Origin of the sequence: Clostridium sp. (genome assembly GCF_029258205.1) — a bacterium.
Classification (GTDB): domain Bacteria; phylum Bacillota; class Clostridia; order Clostridiales; family Clostridiaceae; genus Sarcina.
The window spans coordinates 1-17,880 of sequence record NZ_JARHZJ010000081.1 but is presented as its reverse complement, the minus strand read 5'-3'; the positions used below and the strand labels follow the sequence as shown (position 1 = coordinate 17,880).

Below are 17,880 nucleotides of genomic sequence, written 5' to 3'. Positions count from 1 at the left end.
CTCATTACTTTTTGTAATAAAGTCAGCTTTTTCTTTTAATTCTTCAAAAGCATTTCCCATAGCAACTCCAAGTCCTGCATACTCTAGCATATGAATGTCATTTCCAGCATCTCCAATTGCTATAACTTCTTCTCTTTTTATTCCTAAGATTTCCGCAAGAGCTTTAACTCCTTCTCCTTTATTACAAGTTTTGCTTAAAAACTCTAAAAAATAAGGAGCACTTCTTACTACAGTATATTTTTCATATACTTCTTTAGGTAACTTCTTAATTCCTTCTTCTAGAACTTCAGGCTCATCAATCATCATTATTTTTATTATTTCTTCATCTTCTTTGATTTCATTATAATCAGCTTCACAAACTTCAATCCCGTTTATTCTACCTTCTAATTCTGTATATTTATTCATTTTAGGAGTTAAACATCCAAAATTAGAAAAAGCATGTATATTAACTCCAACATTTTTGCTTATTTCATATAAATATTTTAAATCGCTACCTTTTAAAGTATCTCTAAAAATTACTTTATCAGTACCAACTTCTTTAACTATTGCTCCATTAAAAGTTAAAACATATTCATCATCATGACATAAATCTAACTCTTCTAAATATCTCTTAACTCCATCTACCGGTCTTCCTGTGGCTAAAACTACTTTTACATTTTTCTCTCTAGCCTTTTTTATTACTTCCTTAGTTTTTTCAGATACAGTTTTATCTTCTTTCAATAAAGTTCCATCCATATCTATAGCTACTAATCTATACATTAATTCACCTCTTAAACTCCACTTAAAAGTATATTTTGAAATTTTTTCTTTATTTTATACTAAATAATTATATCAAAATTATTATACTATTTCATTATTTTTTGACATATACATTAAAAATTATATCATATGCTTGATTTTTTTTAAATTATTGCAAATTAATTGTAATAATTTGTTTTAATCATTAAGATATTTTGAATTTTTTTACTATTTTTTTAACTAATTTAAAAGATTGAAATACTTATCCTATATTGATATAATGAAATTTGTCATTTATTTAGACGTTTTGGTTTAATGAATATGAAAACTTTCAGATGTTTAAAAAAATTATTTTTTATATTTTTATACACAATTTAATGGGGGGTTAGTATGCCAGTTAGAATTGCAATACTTGGTGGTCCAAGATGTGGAAAAACTACTTTAATACAACAACTTTATGTTGAGTTTAAAATCAGAGGCTTAGATGTTGGAGCTGCAACTGAATATAGTACAGAATACCTTAAAGAAAAAGGTATGATAGAAACTATTTCCGAACAATACGGTATTTATTTAGGACAACTTAGTTTAGAAGAATCACTAAATCAATTTGATTATGCTTTAACAGATTATGCAACTTTTGTACCATATATATACGGAAGATTTATGTTAGGTGATAAAAAAAGAACTGAAAAAGAAATTGAAATACTAAAAGATCTTTACCATTTAGCTCTTAAGGATCTTCAAAAATACGATTATATATTCTTTGTTCCTAGAGAATTTGGTTATACTCAAGATGGTGTTAGATGGCAAGATGAATCAACTGCCTCTGCCGTTGATAATGCACTAAAGCAATTCTTAGATAGTGAAAATGTTAAATACACAACTATAGAAGGTTCAACTAAAGATAGAGCTAAACAAATACTATCTATTGTTGGATTAGATAATAAAGATGTATTACCTGCTATGAAAGAACTTAAAAAGAAAAATTCAAAATAAAATATAAAACAGGTCATATTGAAGGTTAATAATATGACCTGTTTTTTACTTAAAAGTATTTATTAATTTGATAGTTATTTTATGATATAATAGTCTAGACTGTTTAAGAGATAAAACACTTATTTTATTAAACTTCATTAATATATATTAATGTAATGAAGGAAAATAGCTAATATTTTAATATACATAAAAAATTAAGGAGGAAATTAGATTGAGCGATTTAATTAAGGAAGATTTAATTAAGGAAATAGAAAAAAGAAGAACCTTTGCCATAATATCTCACCCTGATGCTGGTAAAACTACTCTTACTGAAAAATTCTTACTTTATGGAGGAGCTATTAGAATGGCTGGTTCTGTAAAGGCTAGAAAAGCTGCTACACACGCAGTTTCTGACTGGATGGAAATAGAAAAGCAAAGAGGTATCTCTGTTACTTCATCTGTTATGCAATTTAACTACGGTGGGTATTGTATAAACATACTTGATACCCCTGGTCACCAAGACTTCTCAGAAGATACATACAGAACACTTATGGCTGCTGACTCAGCTGTTATGGTTATAGATGGAGCTAAAGGAGTTGAGGATCAAACAAGAAAACTATTCCAAGTTGCTTCATTAAGAGAAATTCCTATATTTACTTTTGTAAATAAAATGGATAGAGAAACTAGAGATCCATTTCAACTTCTGGAAGATATTGAAAGTGAACTTGGTATAAAATCTTATCCAATGAATTGGCCAATAGGATGTGGAAGTAACTTTAAAGGTGTTTACGATAGAGCTACAAACACAATACACTTATTTGATGGTGGAAACCATGGACAAAGTGAAGTTTCAACTATAACTGGTGACCTAGAGGATCCTAAATTTAAAGAACTTCTTGGAGAAGATTTACATAATAAGTTAATGGAAGATGTTGAACTATTAGATATAGCTGGTGACGAATTTGATTTAGAGAAAGTTAGAAAAGGAGAATTGACTCCAGTATTCTTTGGATCAGCTCTTACAAACTTTGGAGTTGAGCCCTTTTTAAATGACTTCTTACAATTAACTACTTCTCCACTTCCAAGAAATTCATCAATAGGTGAAATAGATCCTATGACTGAACCATTCTCAGCTTTTGTATTTAAAATACAAGCTAACATGAATAAAGCTCATAGAGATAGACTTGCTTTCATGAGAATATGTTCTGGTAAATTCGAAAAAGGAAAAGATGTTTTCCACGTTCAAGGTGGTAAGAAGGTTAAACTTACTCAACCTCAACAATTCTTAGCTCAAGATAGAGAAGTTGTTGAAGAAGCTTACGCTGGAGATATTATAGGAGTATTTGACCCAGGAATATTCTCAATAGGAGATACTTTATGTTTAAATCCTAAGAAGTTCAAATTTGAAGGTATTCCTACATTTGCTCCTGAGCATTTTGCTAGAGTTAAACCTGTAGATACTATGAAAAGAAAACAATTCATAAAAGGTGTTACTCAAATAGCTCAAGAAGGTGCTATTCAGGTATTTAAAGAATTGCATATAGGTATGGAAGAAATAATAGTTGGTGTTGTTGGTGTTCTTCAATTTGAAGTTTTAGAATATAGATTAAAAAATGAATACAATGTTGATATAAAAATGGAAAGACTTCCATTTAGATATGTTAGATGGATTGAAAATGATAATATAGATATAGATTCACTAAACTTAACTTCTGATACAAAGAAAGTTAAAGACTTTAAAGATAGAAATTTACTTATATTCCAAAATGACTGGGGTATTTCATGGGCTATAGATCATAACCCTGGAATAATCCTTTCTGGAGTTGGTAAATCTAACGACTAATATATTATTTTAAAGAAAACACATGATTTTAAGAAAACTCTTAAAGAATCATGTGTTTTTTTTATATTTAACTCACTAACATTTAGTACATATTTAAACTAGATATGTACTATCTTAAATTCACTTTAAACTTAATAAAATTGGTTTATAATTCTAATATCTTTATTTATAAACTATTTAAATTTCTAATCACAATCTAATACAAAATTCTCTATAGCATTGGCTACTCCATCATTTTCATTTGTATCTGTTATATAATCAGCTTTTTCTTTTAAAAATTCTTCTGCATTTCCCATAGCTACTCCAAGTCCTGCAAACTCTATCATACTAAGATCATTTTCACTATCTCCTAAACACATAATCTCATCTCTATTTATATTTAATATATCAGCTAAAACTTTTATCGCACGTCCTTTTGAATTACCTTTATTCATTACTTCAAAGTTGCTTGGTGAAGAACTTACAACTTCCAAATCTTCATATTTTTTCAATTCTTCTTTTGCCTTAAATAAATCCTCAAGTTTATTACTATCATTTTCTATACAAATAGCCTTAAGTATATGTTTCCCATGAGCTTTAAAAGCTTCTCTAAAATCTATTCCTTCTAAGAACATTACTTTTTCATCTGTTTCTCCCATCATTCTATTCATAACCTTATATGCATGCTCTTTAGGTACAATCTTTTCAGAAATTACAGTATTGGGTGTATTGAAATATACACTATTAATATCATATTTTTTTATGACATAATATATTCTATCTAACTGATCCTCATTTAAAACAGATTCATATATTATTTTATCTTCATCTTTTTCTCTTATAAAAGCACCATTACATGATATTATAGGTGTTTTAACTCCTATAAGTCCCGCATAGTATTTAGCTGATGCAAATAATCTCCCTGTTGTTAAAGCTACCTTTATGCCTCTCTCTGTAGCTTTTCTTATAGCATTTTTGTTTCTTACACTAATTTCATGTTTATTATTTAACAATGTTCCATCCATATCTATACATATTAATTTATATGACATAATTAAACTCTCCCTTCAAACTACCAACTATGTATTATCTATTTTCTCTTCTTATACCATCCTAAGATATAGTATTTCTTTTTTCAACTTTATCAATTCCATCTTAAATAAATATAAGCTACTTAAAACTTATTAATAATAATTTTAATAAAATAACACATACGTTTTCCAAAAACCATACTAATTACCAAACAAACTCCAATTTAAACTTAATAACTAAATTTATTTTGGGGAAAATAAATTTAAGCTAAAAATTTAAATATTTAAAATCTAATTTATAGCTATACTAATAATTTTGTTTTGATTAATGTAACTTTTTATTTATATCTCAATTAAATCACTAATCTAAAACAAAACTCAAAATTAAAATTTGAAAGGGGAAATAAAATATGAGTAAAAAATATCCTCCAAGAGACAGGGACTTTTATAGTCCAGAAAAACATGATTTAGTTTCTTATTCTAAAACTGGTAAAACTTGTACTAAACTACCAAATCCATTAGAAGATGACATAGTTTGCAACAATATATCCTATAATGAATTTGACTATATAGAAGGCGATATGCTAGACGACGATGATATTTAATAATAAAAATGGGATGCACAATTTTGTTACATCCCATTCTTATTATAATTAATAAAAATTATATTAACTAAATATATTGAAAATTATTAATAGGCTAAATTCTAAAGAATTCAGTGAATGATTTTATACAATCGAAATGATCTTTAACAGCACCAAACTCTCTTATTGAATGCATTGCTAATATTGGAGTTCCCATGTCAACTGATCTTATTGGTAAATGAGTTGATGATATTGGTCCTATAGTTGAACCACCTCTCATATCTGATCTATTAACAAACTTTTGAACATTAACTCCTGCATTTCTACATATCATTTCATAAACAGCTGATGAATCACTATCACTTGTATAGCTTTGTGATGCTGCTATTTTTATTACAGGTCCCTTTCCTAAAACAGGTCTAACTACAGGATCGTGTTTTTCTCCTAAATTTGGATGAACAGCATGAGCTAAATCTGCTGAAATCATAAATGATTCTGATAATGATCTTAAGAAATCCTCTCTATCGTTACCTAAAGCTAAGACTATTCTTTCTAATATTGTTTTTAAGAAATCTGAATCTCCACCTTGTTTAGTAGCACTTCCAACCTCTTCATTATCAAAACATACCATTACATTAGTAGCTTGTGATACTTTAGCATCTATTAATGCTTTAATACCTGCATGAACCATTGATAAATCATCTAATCTTCCTGAAGATATAAACTCTTCATTTAATCCCATTAAGCAACCTTTTTCATATTCATATGGATATAATTCAAAATCAAGAATATCCTCTTTTTCACAATATAATTCTTTTGCTAAAAGTTCAACTAAATAATTCCCCTTTTCTAAAGTTTCGTTAACAAGTGATAATAAAGGTAATGTATCCCTTTGTCTATTTATTTTATATCCCTCATTAACTTCTCTATTCATATGAATAGCTAAGTTAGGAATTATAAGTATAGGTTTATTTATATTAACTATTTTATTTCTAGGCTTTAATGGATTCTTACTTACCAATGATACTCTTCCAGCTAAAGCTAGTGGTCTATCAAACCAAGTATTTAATATTGGTCCACCATAAACTTCTGTATTTAATTTTACATAATTGCTTTCAGTTATCATCTCAGGATTTGGTTTTATTCTAAATCCTGGTGAATCAGTATGAGCCCCAATTATTTTAAATCCATTTTCAGCAATATTACCCTTTCCAACTCTAAAAGCAATTAAAGCTGAATCATTTTTAGTTACAAAATATTTTCCTTCAATTTCTAGATTCCATCTATCAGCCTCTTTTAATTCTTTAAACCCTTCAAATTCTAAAGTGTCCTTAACATTCTTTACTGCATGAAAAGCTGTTGGACTTTCATATAAAAAATTAATTAATTCATTTGCAATAACTTTTTCCATCTGTATCTCACCTTTCTGTATAAAATAGATACTTTTAATTATACTTTACCACAAAATGCATAATTAACAAAATATTAAAGTTCTTCAAAAGCACTACTATCAGCCAAAATTTTACATAACTTTAATATATCTACAACTAATTACATGTTAATTCTTATTACATGACTAACATTAAATTCCCTAAAATATTAACTCTTATTTTTTTAAATTGCATAACATTTTATATTCTATTTCAATATTTTTCAATATAAAATATTATGATATAATAAATTGAGATTTAGTTGAATAAACTTAATATAGCTATTAAGTTTTATTTTTTTATAATCAACTATAATATAAAAACGGAGAGATGATTAATATGTTTTCAAATCTTATAATAAAAACCTTCATCAAAGATTACGAATACACAGAAAAAGAAAGTGTTAGAAGTTCTTATGGATATTTAGCTAGTATAGTTGGAATAATTATTAACTTAATTTTATTCTTAATAAAATTTTCTGTAGGATTAATTTCAGCAAGTATAGCCATAACAGCAGATGCTTTTAATAACTTATCTGATGCTGGATCTTCTGTAATAACAATGATAGGATTTAAATTAGCTAAAATGCCAGCAGATAAAGAGCATCCATTTGGACATGGTAGAATTGAATATATTTCAGCTCTAATAGTAGCATTTATGGTAATGTTAGTAGGTTTTCAATTCACCAAATCATCAATTGAAAGAATTCTTAATCCCACTCCTGTAACTTTTGAAATTATTCCTTTTATTCTACTTGTAATATCAATATTCTTTAAATTTTGGTTAAGTAGATTTAATAAATTAACAGGTGATAAAATAAATTCTTCAGCTCTTAAAGCTGCTTCAGTTGATGCTTTAGGCGATGTATTTACTTCAACATGTGTTGTTATATCATTTTTAGCTGCAAAATTTACTACCTTCCCTATTGATGGATATATAGGTGTTATTGTTTCACTAGCTATTCTATATGCTGGATTTACTTTAATAAAAGAAACTATAAATCCTCTTTTAGGTGAAGCACCAGATCCAGAACTTGCTAAAGATATTAGAGAAATGGTTTTATCATATGATAATATAATAGGAGTTCATGATCTTATAATTCATAACTATGGTGTAGGTAAATGTATGGCTTCAATTCATGCTGAAATACCTTCTGATATAAATGTTATGAAAATACATGATATTATAGATACGGCTGAAAGAGAAATCTCTAAAAAACTAAAGATTTATTTGGTAATTCATATGGATCCTGTTTGTTTAGAAGATGAGGAAATAAAACAAACTAAAGAAGAAATAGACAAAATAATCAAATATAATCCACTAATAGAATCAATGCATGATTTTAGAATTGTTGGTCATGGTAACAATAAAAATCTTATATTCGATATTGTTGTTAACCCAGAAAAACTAAAAAAAGTTATGTCTGAAAATGAGTTAAAAGAAGAAATTATAAAATCAGTTAAAGAAACTCACCCTAAATATAACTGTATAATAACTATTGATAAAGATTTTACTTGCTAAAAAAATACAGATAGTTTTAATTAAAACTATCTGTATTTTTTATTTATACTAATTAATTATTAAAATAATTACTCTCTATTATGTTATCGCTAATTTTATACATATTTTGTAAATGTCTTATCTCGTTCTCATCTTTAGGCTTACCTAAAATTTGACCACTTGAATTTATTGTAGCATTTACATTAGTATTTACTAACACTCTTCCCATTGCAGTTTTTTCAAAATCATTTTTATCAACTCCCATGATATATCCAACAGTAGGTAAAAGATCTACTAATCCACCATATGTGTTTATAACTTCTCCTTTAATTTCTGGATTATATATAAGCATAGGAACTTTTAAGTATTCTTGCTTCCAATTATCATTAGCAAAATTTATATTCTCTAATTCTTTTTTATAATATTTATTTATTCCTCCATGATCTCCATAAATAACAACAATACTATTATCCAGCACTCCATCACCTTTAAGTTTATTCAAGAATTCTCCAAGCATTTTATCAGTATATCTTAAACTTTGAAGATACCCCCCTAATTTAGTATCATCAATTTCTTTAGGTAATTTAAGTTCTCTATAGTTAGCTGGAAGATCAAATGGACCATGAGATGTTGCTGTTGCCATAAATAAATAATATGGTTCTTTTAATGTTTTTATTTTTTCTTCTGTTTGTCTAAATAAACTTCCATCTGTAATATTCATTCCTATCAATTCATCTCTATTAAAATAACTACTGTCCCATATAGTCTGTGCACCAAAACTTTTATGATTTTCTAACCAGTTCCATACTCCACCCTTATCAGCAATAGCTGTCGCTGTATTATAACCATACTTCTCTAAAATTCTTTGAAGTGTGTTCTGTTTTTTCCATGGATATTGTATAAAGTATGCACTTTCACTTATTGGTAATAATGATGTATTGGCCATTAATTCTGCATCAGAAGTTGTCCCATTTTTATTTTGCTCATAAATATTATCAAAATACAGTGAGTTTTTTAACAATTTATTGATGTTAGGAGTTATTTCTTGACCATCAACCTTATAATTAATAGCGAAATTTTCTAAAGATTCCCACTGTATAATTATAAGATTTTTTCCTTTACCAATTCCTTTATACTTATTATCAGGTAAAGTCTCTTTATTCTCTTCAAACCATTTATTTATTTCATTCTTTTCTTCTGTACTTAACTTTTTGTCTTTTCTAAAAATATAGCTTGTTAAATCATACTCATGGTATCCTACCATTCCCAAATCATCCATATTTACTTGTGGAGCAAATGATTTTTCAAACAATGTTAATCTACCATTAGTAACCCCTTTTATATCTACTATATAATGACTTGTATATATAAGTATTCCATTTATTATCCAGATTAGTATAAATATCTTTATACTTCTTCTACTCTCTTTACCACTATTGCTCTTTAATGAAAAAATTGATAATGGAACTAAAATTATAAAATCAATTAAAAGAAGAATATCTCTTTTATAAAAATTAAATAATTCCTTATTTAAAGGATTGAACAAGTCTCTATTAAATAAATGTCTTATAGATAAAAAATTTCCGTAATTCCTATAATATGAAACATCTAAAAACATAAGAATTGTTATAACTATATCTGCTATCAATATATAAATTATTCTTCCATTTTTATTAAATAGAAAAATTCCACTTGATATGGTCATAGCAAAAACTATATGTATTAATAACTTTGGCCAATAACTATACATATTAAAAATTTGCAATTTAGCAATAGTATCACTACTTGACCATATCCAAGTAAAAAATACTTCTTTTAAGATTATTAATAAAGAAAAGAGAAAAAATAATAAAAATTTATTATTAAGTATTGATAAAAATTTATATTCATTTTTTTTCATATAATTTCACACCCCTAAATCAGGCTTTTTTCACTTCTTATTTCATCCTTACAAAATAAAACATTTAAAGTGTATGCCGCTCCAATTATAAATACAAATATATTTGGATATCCATATCGTGAGAAAGTTATAAATGGAAGATACACGGCAGTATTTATAAGTAAAAATACTATTAACATTTTTCCACCTTTTATTTTTCTTCTAATCATAGCAATAAGTCCTAATATTCCTAGAGTTATATATGAAATATGTGTAAAATTCATTCTTGTCTCATTGACTCTAAATATAGGTTTCCAATAATACGCTTCTTTATAAAGCTCTTCAGTTTTACCTAAAGTGTACCAATAAGTATACTTTAAAGGTTCTTCTTGAAAACTTCTTTTAATCATATAATTGGCTAAATTATTTTGTTCATCTTCTGTTAGATATTCATTATTTAGAAATTCATTATATTTATACTCTTTTGGTATATCCTTATAAAAACTAGGAGCTCCCCATCTTATAAATGTACCTAATAATTTAGGATTTGCTGATGATTCTGTAAATAAAACAAATTTATTTGTTAATTGATAATTTCTAATCCACCATGGAGAAAAAAGAGTTACAAATATTACAAATACTATAGATGTGTATTTTATCATATCCTTAATTGAATACTTGTTAACCACCCAAAAAATAATTATAAATAGTGGAAATACTGCTGCATTTGGTCTTACTAAACATACTAAAGCCCAACTTATACCTGAAAATACATAATATTTAGTTTTATTTTTTCTTATTGCAATTATAGAAAAATAAAATAAAAGCATATATAAAGTCTTATATAATACTTCAGTTAATATAAGATTTGCTGCCACATATTCTGGCAAATATAATACCGTAAGAATACATGCTATTATTGCTGTTTTTTTATTTACTAATTCTTTCGCTAAAAAATACAATACATATAAACAAACACATTGAAGTACTAATTGAGACATTCTTATGGCTATTATACCTAAACTTCCACTTCCAAAAATTTTTACTATTAATGCTATAAAAATCGGATATCCTGGCATAATAAATAAAGTAGGATCCATATTATGATAAACCAACTTACCTTGTTCAGCTAACACTTTGGCTGTATGCAAATATCTTACATCATCATTATTTAGTTTATCTAAATCTCCTAGTAAAAAATAATTACCATATCTTAATGTGCATACTGTTCCTATAACAAACATAACTAATATACATAACCACAATGTATATCTATATTTTTTATCTTTTTCCCAAAAAGCCATAAATTCCTCCTTAATTATTTCATAGCTATAATAAATACACCTACAAGTATTACTATCGTTCCTACTATTGAGTTAATTGATATACTCTCTTTTAAAATATAGTAACTCATAAATAGAGATATTACATAACTCATACTTTGCATTGGATAAACCTTACTTAAATCATTTGTTTTTATTATATAGAACCAATAAATTGTAGCTAATGCATAGATAACTAAACCACTAAAAACATATTTATTAAACATTAATAATATTATGTCTTTTATACTTCCCATACTAGCATCTTTTAATCCTATTTTCCATAATATTTGTCCTGAAACTAACATTATACAGTTTACTAAAACTAAAAATACCGCTTTAATTATTCTCACCTCTTTCAATCTTTTCTTTTAATATACCAACTTCTTGTGATATTGCTACTATCTGTTTCTTAGACTTTGATATTGCTACTGTTAATGTGAAAATTATTATTAATAATAAGAATATCACTATTAAAAATAAAGCATTAACTGGAGATAATATATGTAAAACAACTGACACCCAATCTAATATTTGAGGGAATACAGCAATTATTATTAGTCCTAAGCTAGAAAAAAGCCAGGTTAAAGCATATTTTAATTCTAATTTTTCTTTATTTATCATATTTATAATATAAATAGTAAATAAAATACATACACTTAAAATTATAAATTGTAATACTCTATCCATTTTATTTATAGCTCCTTTTCTTACTAAAGTATGATAATATTATTGCTAATGTAACTTTTATCATATAGTATATAGATTTTATAAGATTTATTGATGATTTTCCATTCTCCCTTTCTTTCATTACAACTGGAATTTCTGCTATTTTAAAATTATTTTTTATTAATAACATTATCGTCTCAGGTTCTGGATAATCCGAAGGATAGTATTGACTAAATAACTTTATTACACTTCTATCAGCTATTCTAAATCCTGATGTTGCATCTGTTATTTTTTCTTTACTAAGAAATTTTATTAAATAATAGAAAAATTGAATACCTACTCTTCTTATAAATGTTGACTGAAATCCCTTCTTTTCAATAAATCTTGAACCAATTACAAAATTATATCCTTCCTTTATTTTTTTATGTAATAGCTCTAAATATATTGGATCATGCTGACCATCACCATCAACTTGTATTGCATAATCATATCCATTTTCATATGCATATTTATATCCAGTCTGTACAGCACCTCCAATTCCTAAATTACATGGTAAATTTATTACATTTACCCCCAACTCTTTTGCTACTTTACCAGTATTATCTGTTGAATAATCATTTATAATTAATACATCATAATTATAAGATTCTTTATTTATACTAGCAATTAATTTAGGTAAGTTTTCACTTTCATTAAAAGCTGGAATTATTAACAATATCTTATCCATTTTTCCTCCTAATTTATCTTTGTTCATCAAAATATTCCATATATTATAATATATTTACTTTTTAGAATATTTTATAAGATTTACTGAAAATTATTATATTTTAATTTGATCACTCTATTCATTATTTTTTATCGAAACTTAAATAACTCCTGTAAATTTATAAATTACTTATTTTTCAATCTCTGAAACATTATTATAACACATTTAATTTGGTAATACTTTAAATATTTTGTCAAAAAATACATTTAAATAAGCTATTAGTTAGATTTCAAGAAGAATCCAGCTAATAGCCTTAAATTTAATTAATTATTTTTAAAATAATTTCCTTGTATAACCATATCCGCAATATTAAACGATTTTTCTAAATGAAATTTTTCTTCAGGTGTTGGAGTTCCAACTATTTCTCCATTGTTTAATATAATTGCATTTCTATTTGTATTTACTAAAACTCTTCCCATTGATGTACTATCAAAAGTATCTCTATTAAATCCTAAAAGGTATGCTATTGTTGGTAAGAAGTCTATTTGTCCTCCTTCTTTTGATATAGTTTCTCCATTAATACTTGGATTATATATTAAGAAAGGTATTTCCTTTTTATCATCTTTCCACCAATTCCCTTCTAAAGGAGCATCTTTTATTTTGTCTTCGTAGAATTTATGAACTCCACCGTGATCTCCGTAAATCATTATTACAGTATTATCTAAAAGTCCCTCTTTTTTTAATTGATTTATAAACTCTCCAATAGCTTCATCTGTGTACCTAACACTTTGGAAGTATGCACCTAGCATATTTTGATTTAAATCTTCTGGTAAATTTAAATATTGTTTATCCTTAGGCACTTCAAATGGTCCATGACTTGTTAAAGTAACTAAGAATGTATAGAAAGGTTGTTTTTGATTCTTTAATCTCTCTCCAATCTGTTTTAAATAAGATTCATCTGACATTCCAAGTCCTATTATTTCACTTTGATCGAACTGATTAGCATCCCATATTTCATCAGCTTTAAATGCCTTGTGAACTTCTGCCCAGTTCCAATTTCCAGGAACTTCTGGGTGTGTTGAAACTGTTGAATATCCTTTACTTTTTAATATTTTCTGTAAAGTATTATATTCATTCCATGGATATCCAAATACTGTAGTTCCTTCTCTAACAGGAAGTATTGATGTATTAACCATTACATCACAATCTGAACTTGTACCTGAATTGTTTTGTTCTTTTATATTATCAAAATATAAACTATTCTTTAAAAGTCTATTTATATTTGGTGTAATCTCTTGACCATAAACTTTTTTGTCTATAACAAAGTTTTCAAGAGACTCAACTTGCAACGCTATAACATTTTTTCCTTGAAGCATACCTTTATACTTATTATCTGGTAACTCTTCTTTATTTTCATCAAACCAAGTTTTAATTTCATTTTTTTGAGCATCAGTTAAAGTCTTTTCCCTATTAGTATAATAATAAATATCATATCCATGATATCCTAATGGACTTGAATCACTAATTGTTTGAAAAGGCGCCCATGATATTCTTAAAAAACTTTTATCTGATTTTCTTTGAATATCTATATAGTAGTGTGATACCCCTATTACTGTTGCACTTATTCCAAAAAGGCATATAAATGCAATTAATCTAGTTTTTATATTATTTTTATATTTAACCTTTTTTAAACCTGTAAAGTTATAAACTAAAAATAATATTATAAAATCAACTATGAACACTACATCTACTTTAGCTAAATTAAATAAGCTCTTTCCTACAGGATTAAATATTCCTGGCTCAATTATATGTCTTATTGATAAAAAAGTTCCATTTACTCTGTAATACCAAATATCAGCTACAAATAAAATTGTTACTAGAACATCAATAACTATACCTGCCCACATTCTTCCTTTACCTTTAAATAGATAAACAAAACTCGCTATTAACGTAACTATTGCTATATGAGCCCACCAAGCAGGGGGAGTAAAATACATTAAGTCAAAATTAATTCCTCTAGACCCTGGGGTTCTAAGCATAGATAAAAGTAACATTGATTTTATTTGAAGTGTTATCACTAAGAAAATAAAAACCCAGTTACACTTAAAAAAGCTTTTTACTTTTTCCTTCATAAAATTTCCTCACTATCTTTTTATATAATATTTACTTAAATATTATAACATTTACAGTAAAATTTTCATTAAAAAATAATTAATATTTATTCAATAATCAATTTTTATTTTAAAATACAAAAGAGGACATAAAGATTTTTGTCTTTACATCCTCTTTTTGTACTAATTAATTTATTTAAAAGAGTAAATCTATTAAGATTTAATCTCTTAAAGGCATTTATAAAACTTTTGATAGAAAATCTTTAGTTCTTGAATTTTTAGGATTTTGAAATATCTCCTCTGGAGTACCTTCTTCAATTATTCTTCCTTCATCCATAAATAATATTCTATCTCCAACTTCCTTTGCAAATCCCATTTCATGGGTTACTACAACCATGGTCATTCCATCTTTAGCTAAAGACTTCATAACTCCTAAAACTTCTCCTACCATTTCAGGGTCCAAAGCAGATGTTGGCTCATCAAAAAGCATAACATCTGGTTCCATAGCTAAAGCTCTTGCTATAGCTATTCTCTGTTTTTGTCCTCCTGAAAGGGAATTGGGATAAACATTCTTTTTATCTAAAAGACCTACCTTTTCTAATAATTCACTTCCTTTTTTTATAGCTTCACCATTAGAAATATTTTTTATTTTTGTTGGTCCTATTGTTAAATTCTCCATAACTGTTTTATGTGGGAAAAGATTAAATTGTTGAAAAACCATTCCCATCTTTTCTCTTATTTTATTTATATCAACATTTTTATCTGTTATATCTTCTCCTTCAAAATTAATTACCCCTGAAGTGGGTTCCTCTAATAAATTTAAGCATCTTAAAAATGTACTTTTTCCTGACCCTGAAGGCCCTATTATAACTACTACTTCTCCCTTTTTTATTGTTTCATTTATATCTTTTAAAACTTCATTTTTACCAAAACTTTTATATAAATTTCTAACATTTATCATGATTTACTCAACCTCTTTTCTACATAAGACATAACTCTTCCTAAACTAAAGGTCATAACAAAATAAAACATTGCTATAACAATAAGTGGTTCAAAACCTTTATAAGTAGCCCCTGTAACTATTTTTGATGAATACATAAGTTCTGCTACTCCAATTGTAGATGCCATAGATGATTCCTTTATTATGGCAACAAACTCATTTCCTATAGCAGGGAGTATGTTTTTTATAGCTTGAGGAAGTATTATAAGTCTCATAGCCATTCCTTCTGTCATACCTAAACTTCTAGCGGCTTCTAATTGTCCCTTATCAACAGCATCTATACCAGCTCTTATTATTTCTGAAACATAAGCTGCTGAATTTAAGGAAATAGCAATAATACATGAAGGTAAAACCTCTAATTGAATTCCAAAGGAATGTAATCCAAAATAAACTATATATATTTGTAATAAAAGAGGTGTTCCTCTTATAACTTCTACATAAGCAGTAGAAATAACCCTTAAAATTTTAACTTTAAATATTGAAAATTTGGAACGTTTCATAAAGCATAAAATTGTTCCTAATAAAGCTCCCAAAATAACTGTTATTGCTGAAATTATTAATGTCCATTTAGCACCTTCCAAAAACACTGGAAAATACTCTTTTAAAAAACTGAAGTCTAATCCCCCCATAGTATTGCCCCCTAATTATTAAAATTCATTTTATTCTTCTTTCTTTTGATATGGAACTAATTCAATAGCATCATTTGTAAATTGATCTATCTTTCCATTTTCTTTTAACTCTTTAATTGTAGAATTGACTTCATCAACTAAGTCTTTATTTTCTTTTTGTATTGCTATGGCTGAACCACCCTCTGAGTTTTTAATCACCTCATCTGCAACAGCTAACTCAGAATTAACCTCTGAAGCTATTTTAGCAACAGGAAGTTCAGTAATTACAGCATCTAACTTACCAGTTTTTAATTCTAAAATTAAAGTATTTACATTATCTAAAAGCTTAACATCGGCTCCTTCTATTCCATTAGCTATCTCTGCTTGAATAGACCCCATTTGAGCCCCAACTTTTTTTCCTTTTAAATCCCCAATTCCTTTTATAGATTCTTTATTATCTTTATTTATTAATATTCCTTGCTCTGCTTCATAATAAATATCTGAAAAATCTACTGCTTCTTTTCTTTTTTCATCAGGAGTTATTCCTGAAATCCCCATATCAATCATTCCATTTTTAACAGATTGAATTATAGCCCCAAATTCCATCTCTTTAATTTCTAAATCAACCCCAAGATTTTTAGCAACCTCTTTTGCAATATCTATATCCAAACCAACAATTTGGTCCTTTCCATCCTTCATTATATGGAATTCATAAGGTGCATAATCAGCACTAAGACCAACTACCAAATTTCCACTTTCTTTTATCTTAGCTACCTTATCATTAGATCCATTTTCTTTGGCAGTTTTTGCCCCACATCCTGCTAAACTTAAAGTTAATCCTCCAATCATAGCCACTGACAATATCTTTTTAAATATATTCTTTTTCATATATATTCCCCCTAATATTTATTCGCTTATTGCTCTCTTCTTGAATAATTATACATTATTAATGAATAAAAATGTAATATATTTTTTTAATATAAATATATTGCAAAGGTTGATTTTTAATATAAAATTATTTTTAACAAGCATTTTATAACTATATACTCAGATAGAAAACATATTCATTAATTATTTAATTAATTTTAATATGTTTTATTTTCAAATTTATTATTTGATTCTATACCTCCCTTTTGTGTTTTTATACATTTTATTCTTATGTTAAAAAAATTTTATACAGCAATAAAACTTAATCTCCTTTAGTAAAATAAAAAGGATTTTATAAAAGTTTAATAATAAAAGTTTACAAGGAGTATAATGAAAATATCTAGTTTAGAAATTCTCAAAATATGCTTGTAACTTTCATTAAAATCTATTTTTATAAAATCCTTTTAAAAAGTAAAATTATTTAAATTGTATTTCTTTTAATCTATGAAGTGCTCTAGTACTCATTATATATTTTATTAGATCTTCATTTTCATCCTTTGATGATACATTATCTACAATGATGACTCCATCAAATTCTAATCCTTTTGCAAAATAAGATGGTATTATGACATTTCCAC

At 26.6% G+C, this 17,880-nt stretch carries 16 protein-coding genes; 4 read left to right on the top strand and 12 right to left on the bottom strand.

Annotation, left to right across the window (positions count from 1 at the left end; all coding sequences use genetic code 11):
* Positions 1-759, bottom strand: a 759-nt coding sequence (gene yidA / locus Q1J60_RS09910) for a sugar-phosphatase (protein ID WP_300261513.1), incomplete at its 3' end; no start/stop codon positions are given.
* Positions 760-1,128: 369 nt separating this feature from the next.
* Between yidA and Q1J60_RS09905 the strand changes: the two genes are divergently transcribed.
* Complete coding sequence (locus Q1J60_RS09905) at positions 1,129-1,734, top strand: AAA family ATPase (protein WP_300261510.1); 606 nt, start codon at positions 1,129-1,131, stop codon at positions 1,732-1,734.
* A 211-nt stretch (positions 1,735-1,945) separates the two neighbouring features.
* Complete coding sequence (locus Q1J60_RS09900) at positions 1,946-3,556, top strand: peptide chain release factor 3 (protein WP_300261508.1); 1,611 nt, start codon at positions 1,946-1,948, stop codon at positions 3,554-3,556.
* A 185-nt stretch (positions 3,557-3,741) separates the two neighbouring features.
* Here Q1J60_RS09900 and Q1J60_RS09895 read toward each other — a convergent pair whose 3' ends face one another.
* Positions 3,742-4,587, bottom strand: a complete 846-nt coding sequence (locus tag Q1J60_RS09895) for a Cof-type HAD-IIB family hydrolase (RefSeq protein ID WP_300261505.1) — start codon at positions 4,585-4,587, stop codon at positions 3,742-3,744.
* A 389-nt stretch (positions 4,588-4,976) separates the two neighbouring features.
* Here Q1J60_RS09895 and Q1J60_RS09890 point away from each other — a divergent pair, with 389 nt between their 5' ends.
* Positions 4,977-5,171, top strand: coding sequence for a hypothetical protein (locus tag Q1J60_RS09890; protein ID WP_300261502.1), 195 nt, complete (start codon positions 4,977-4,979; stop codon positions 5,169-5,171).
* A 94-nt stretch (positions 5,172-5,265) separates the two neighbouring features.
* On the opposite strand, the gene Q1J60_RS09885 is transcribed toward Q1J60_RS09890, so the two are convergent.
* A complete protein-coding gene (locus Q1J60_RS09885; protein ID WP_423249128.1) occupies positions 5,266-6,567 on the bottom strand; it encodes a M18 family aminopeptidase in 1,302 nt (433 codons plus the stop codon).
* A gap of 352 nt (positions 6,568-6,919) precedes the next feature.
* Between Q1J60_RS09885 and Q1J60_RS09880 the strand changes: the two genes are divergently transcribed.
* Positions 6,920-8,101 carry a cation diffusion facilitator family transporter gene (locus Q1J60_RS09880; protein ID WP_300261496.1) on the top strand — a complete coding sequence of 394 codons (1,182 nt, stop codon included), beginning with the start codon at positions 6,920-6,922 and terminating at the stop codon, positions 8,099-8,101.
* Positions 8,102-8,153: 52 nt separating this feature from the next.
* Here Q1J60_RS09880 and Q1J60_RS09875 read toward each other — a convergent pair whose 3' ends face one another.
* The 9 genes from Q1J60_RS09875 to Q1J60_RS09835 form a co-directional block, all read right to left on the bottom strand.
* Positions 8,154-9,980, bottom strand: a complete 1,827-nt coding sequence (locus tag Q1J60_RS09875; RefSeq protein ID WP_300261493.1) for an LTA synthase family protein — start codon at positions 9,978-9,980, stop codon at positions 8,154-8,156.
* Positions 9,981-9,994: 14 nt separating this feature from the next.
* The gene (locus Q1J60_RS09870; RefSeq protein ID WP_300261490.1) at positions 9,995-11,263 is read right to left on the bottom strand and encodes a glycosyltransferase family 39 protein; all 1,269 of its coding nucleotides are present in this window, start codon (positions 11,261-11,263) and stop codon (positions 9,995-9,997) included.
* A gap of 14 nt (positions 11,264-11,277) precedes the next feature.
* Positions 11,278-11,634 carry an EamA family transporter gene (locus tag Q1J60_RS09865; RefSeq protein WP_300261487.1) on the bottom strand — a complete coding sequence of 119 codons (357 nt, stop codon included), beginning with the start codon at positions 11,632-11,634 and terminating at the stop codon, positions 11,278-11,280.
* Positions 11,621-11,971 (bottom strand): DUF2304 domain-containing protein, encoded by a 351-nt coding sequence (locus tag Q1J60_RS09860; protein ID WP_300261484.1) that lies wholly within the window; start codon positions 11,969-11,971, stop codon positions 11,621-11,623. The genes Q1J60_RS09865 and Q1J60_RS09860 overlap by 14 nt, the downstream gene beginning before the upstream one ends.
* Before the next feature lies 1 nt (position 11,972).
* Positions 11,973-12,677 (bottom strand): glycosyltransferase family 2 protein, encoded by a 705-nt coding sequence (locus Q1J60_RS09855; protein ID WP_300261482.1) that lies wholly within the window; start codon positions 12,675-12,677, stop codon positions 11,973-11,975.
* Between the two features lie 302 nt (positions 12,678-12,979).
* Positions 12,980-14,788 (bottom strand): LTA synthase family protein, encoded by a 1,809-nt coding sequence (locus Q1J60_RS09850; protein WP_300261479.1) that lies wholly within the window; start codon positions 14,786-14,788, stop codon positions 12,980-12,982.
* 217 nt (positions 14,789-15,005) lie between these two features.
* Positions 15,006-15,728, bottom strand: coding sequence for an amino acid ABC transporter ATP-binding protein (locus tag Q1J60_RS09845; RefSeq protein ID WP_004458356.1), 723 nt, complete (start codon positions 15,726-15,728; stop codon positions 15,006-15,008).
* Positions 15,725-16,396, bottom strand: coding sequence for an amino acid ABC transporter permease (locus tag Q1J60_RS09840; RefSeq protein ID WP_300261478.1), 672 nt, complete (start codon positions 16,394-16,396; stop codon positions 15,725-15,727). Before Q1J60_RS09840 ends, Q1J60_RS09845 begins: the two co-directional genes overlap by 4 nt.
* Before the next feature lie 30 nt (positions 16,397-16,426).
* Positions 16,427-17,263: an ABC transporter substrate-binding protein gene (locus tag Q1J60_RS09835; RefSeq protein ID WP_300261476.1), complete on the bottom strand. Its 837-nt coding sequence runs from the start codon at positions 17,261-17,263 to the stop codon at positions 16,427-16,429.
* Between the last annotated feature and the right edge of the window lie 617 nt (positions 17,264-17,880).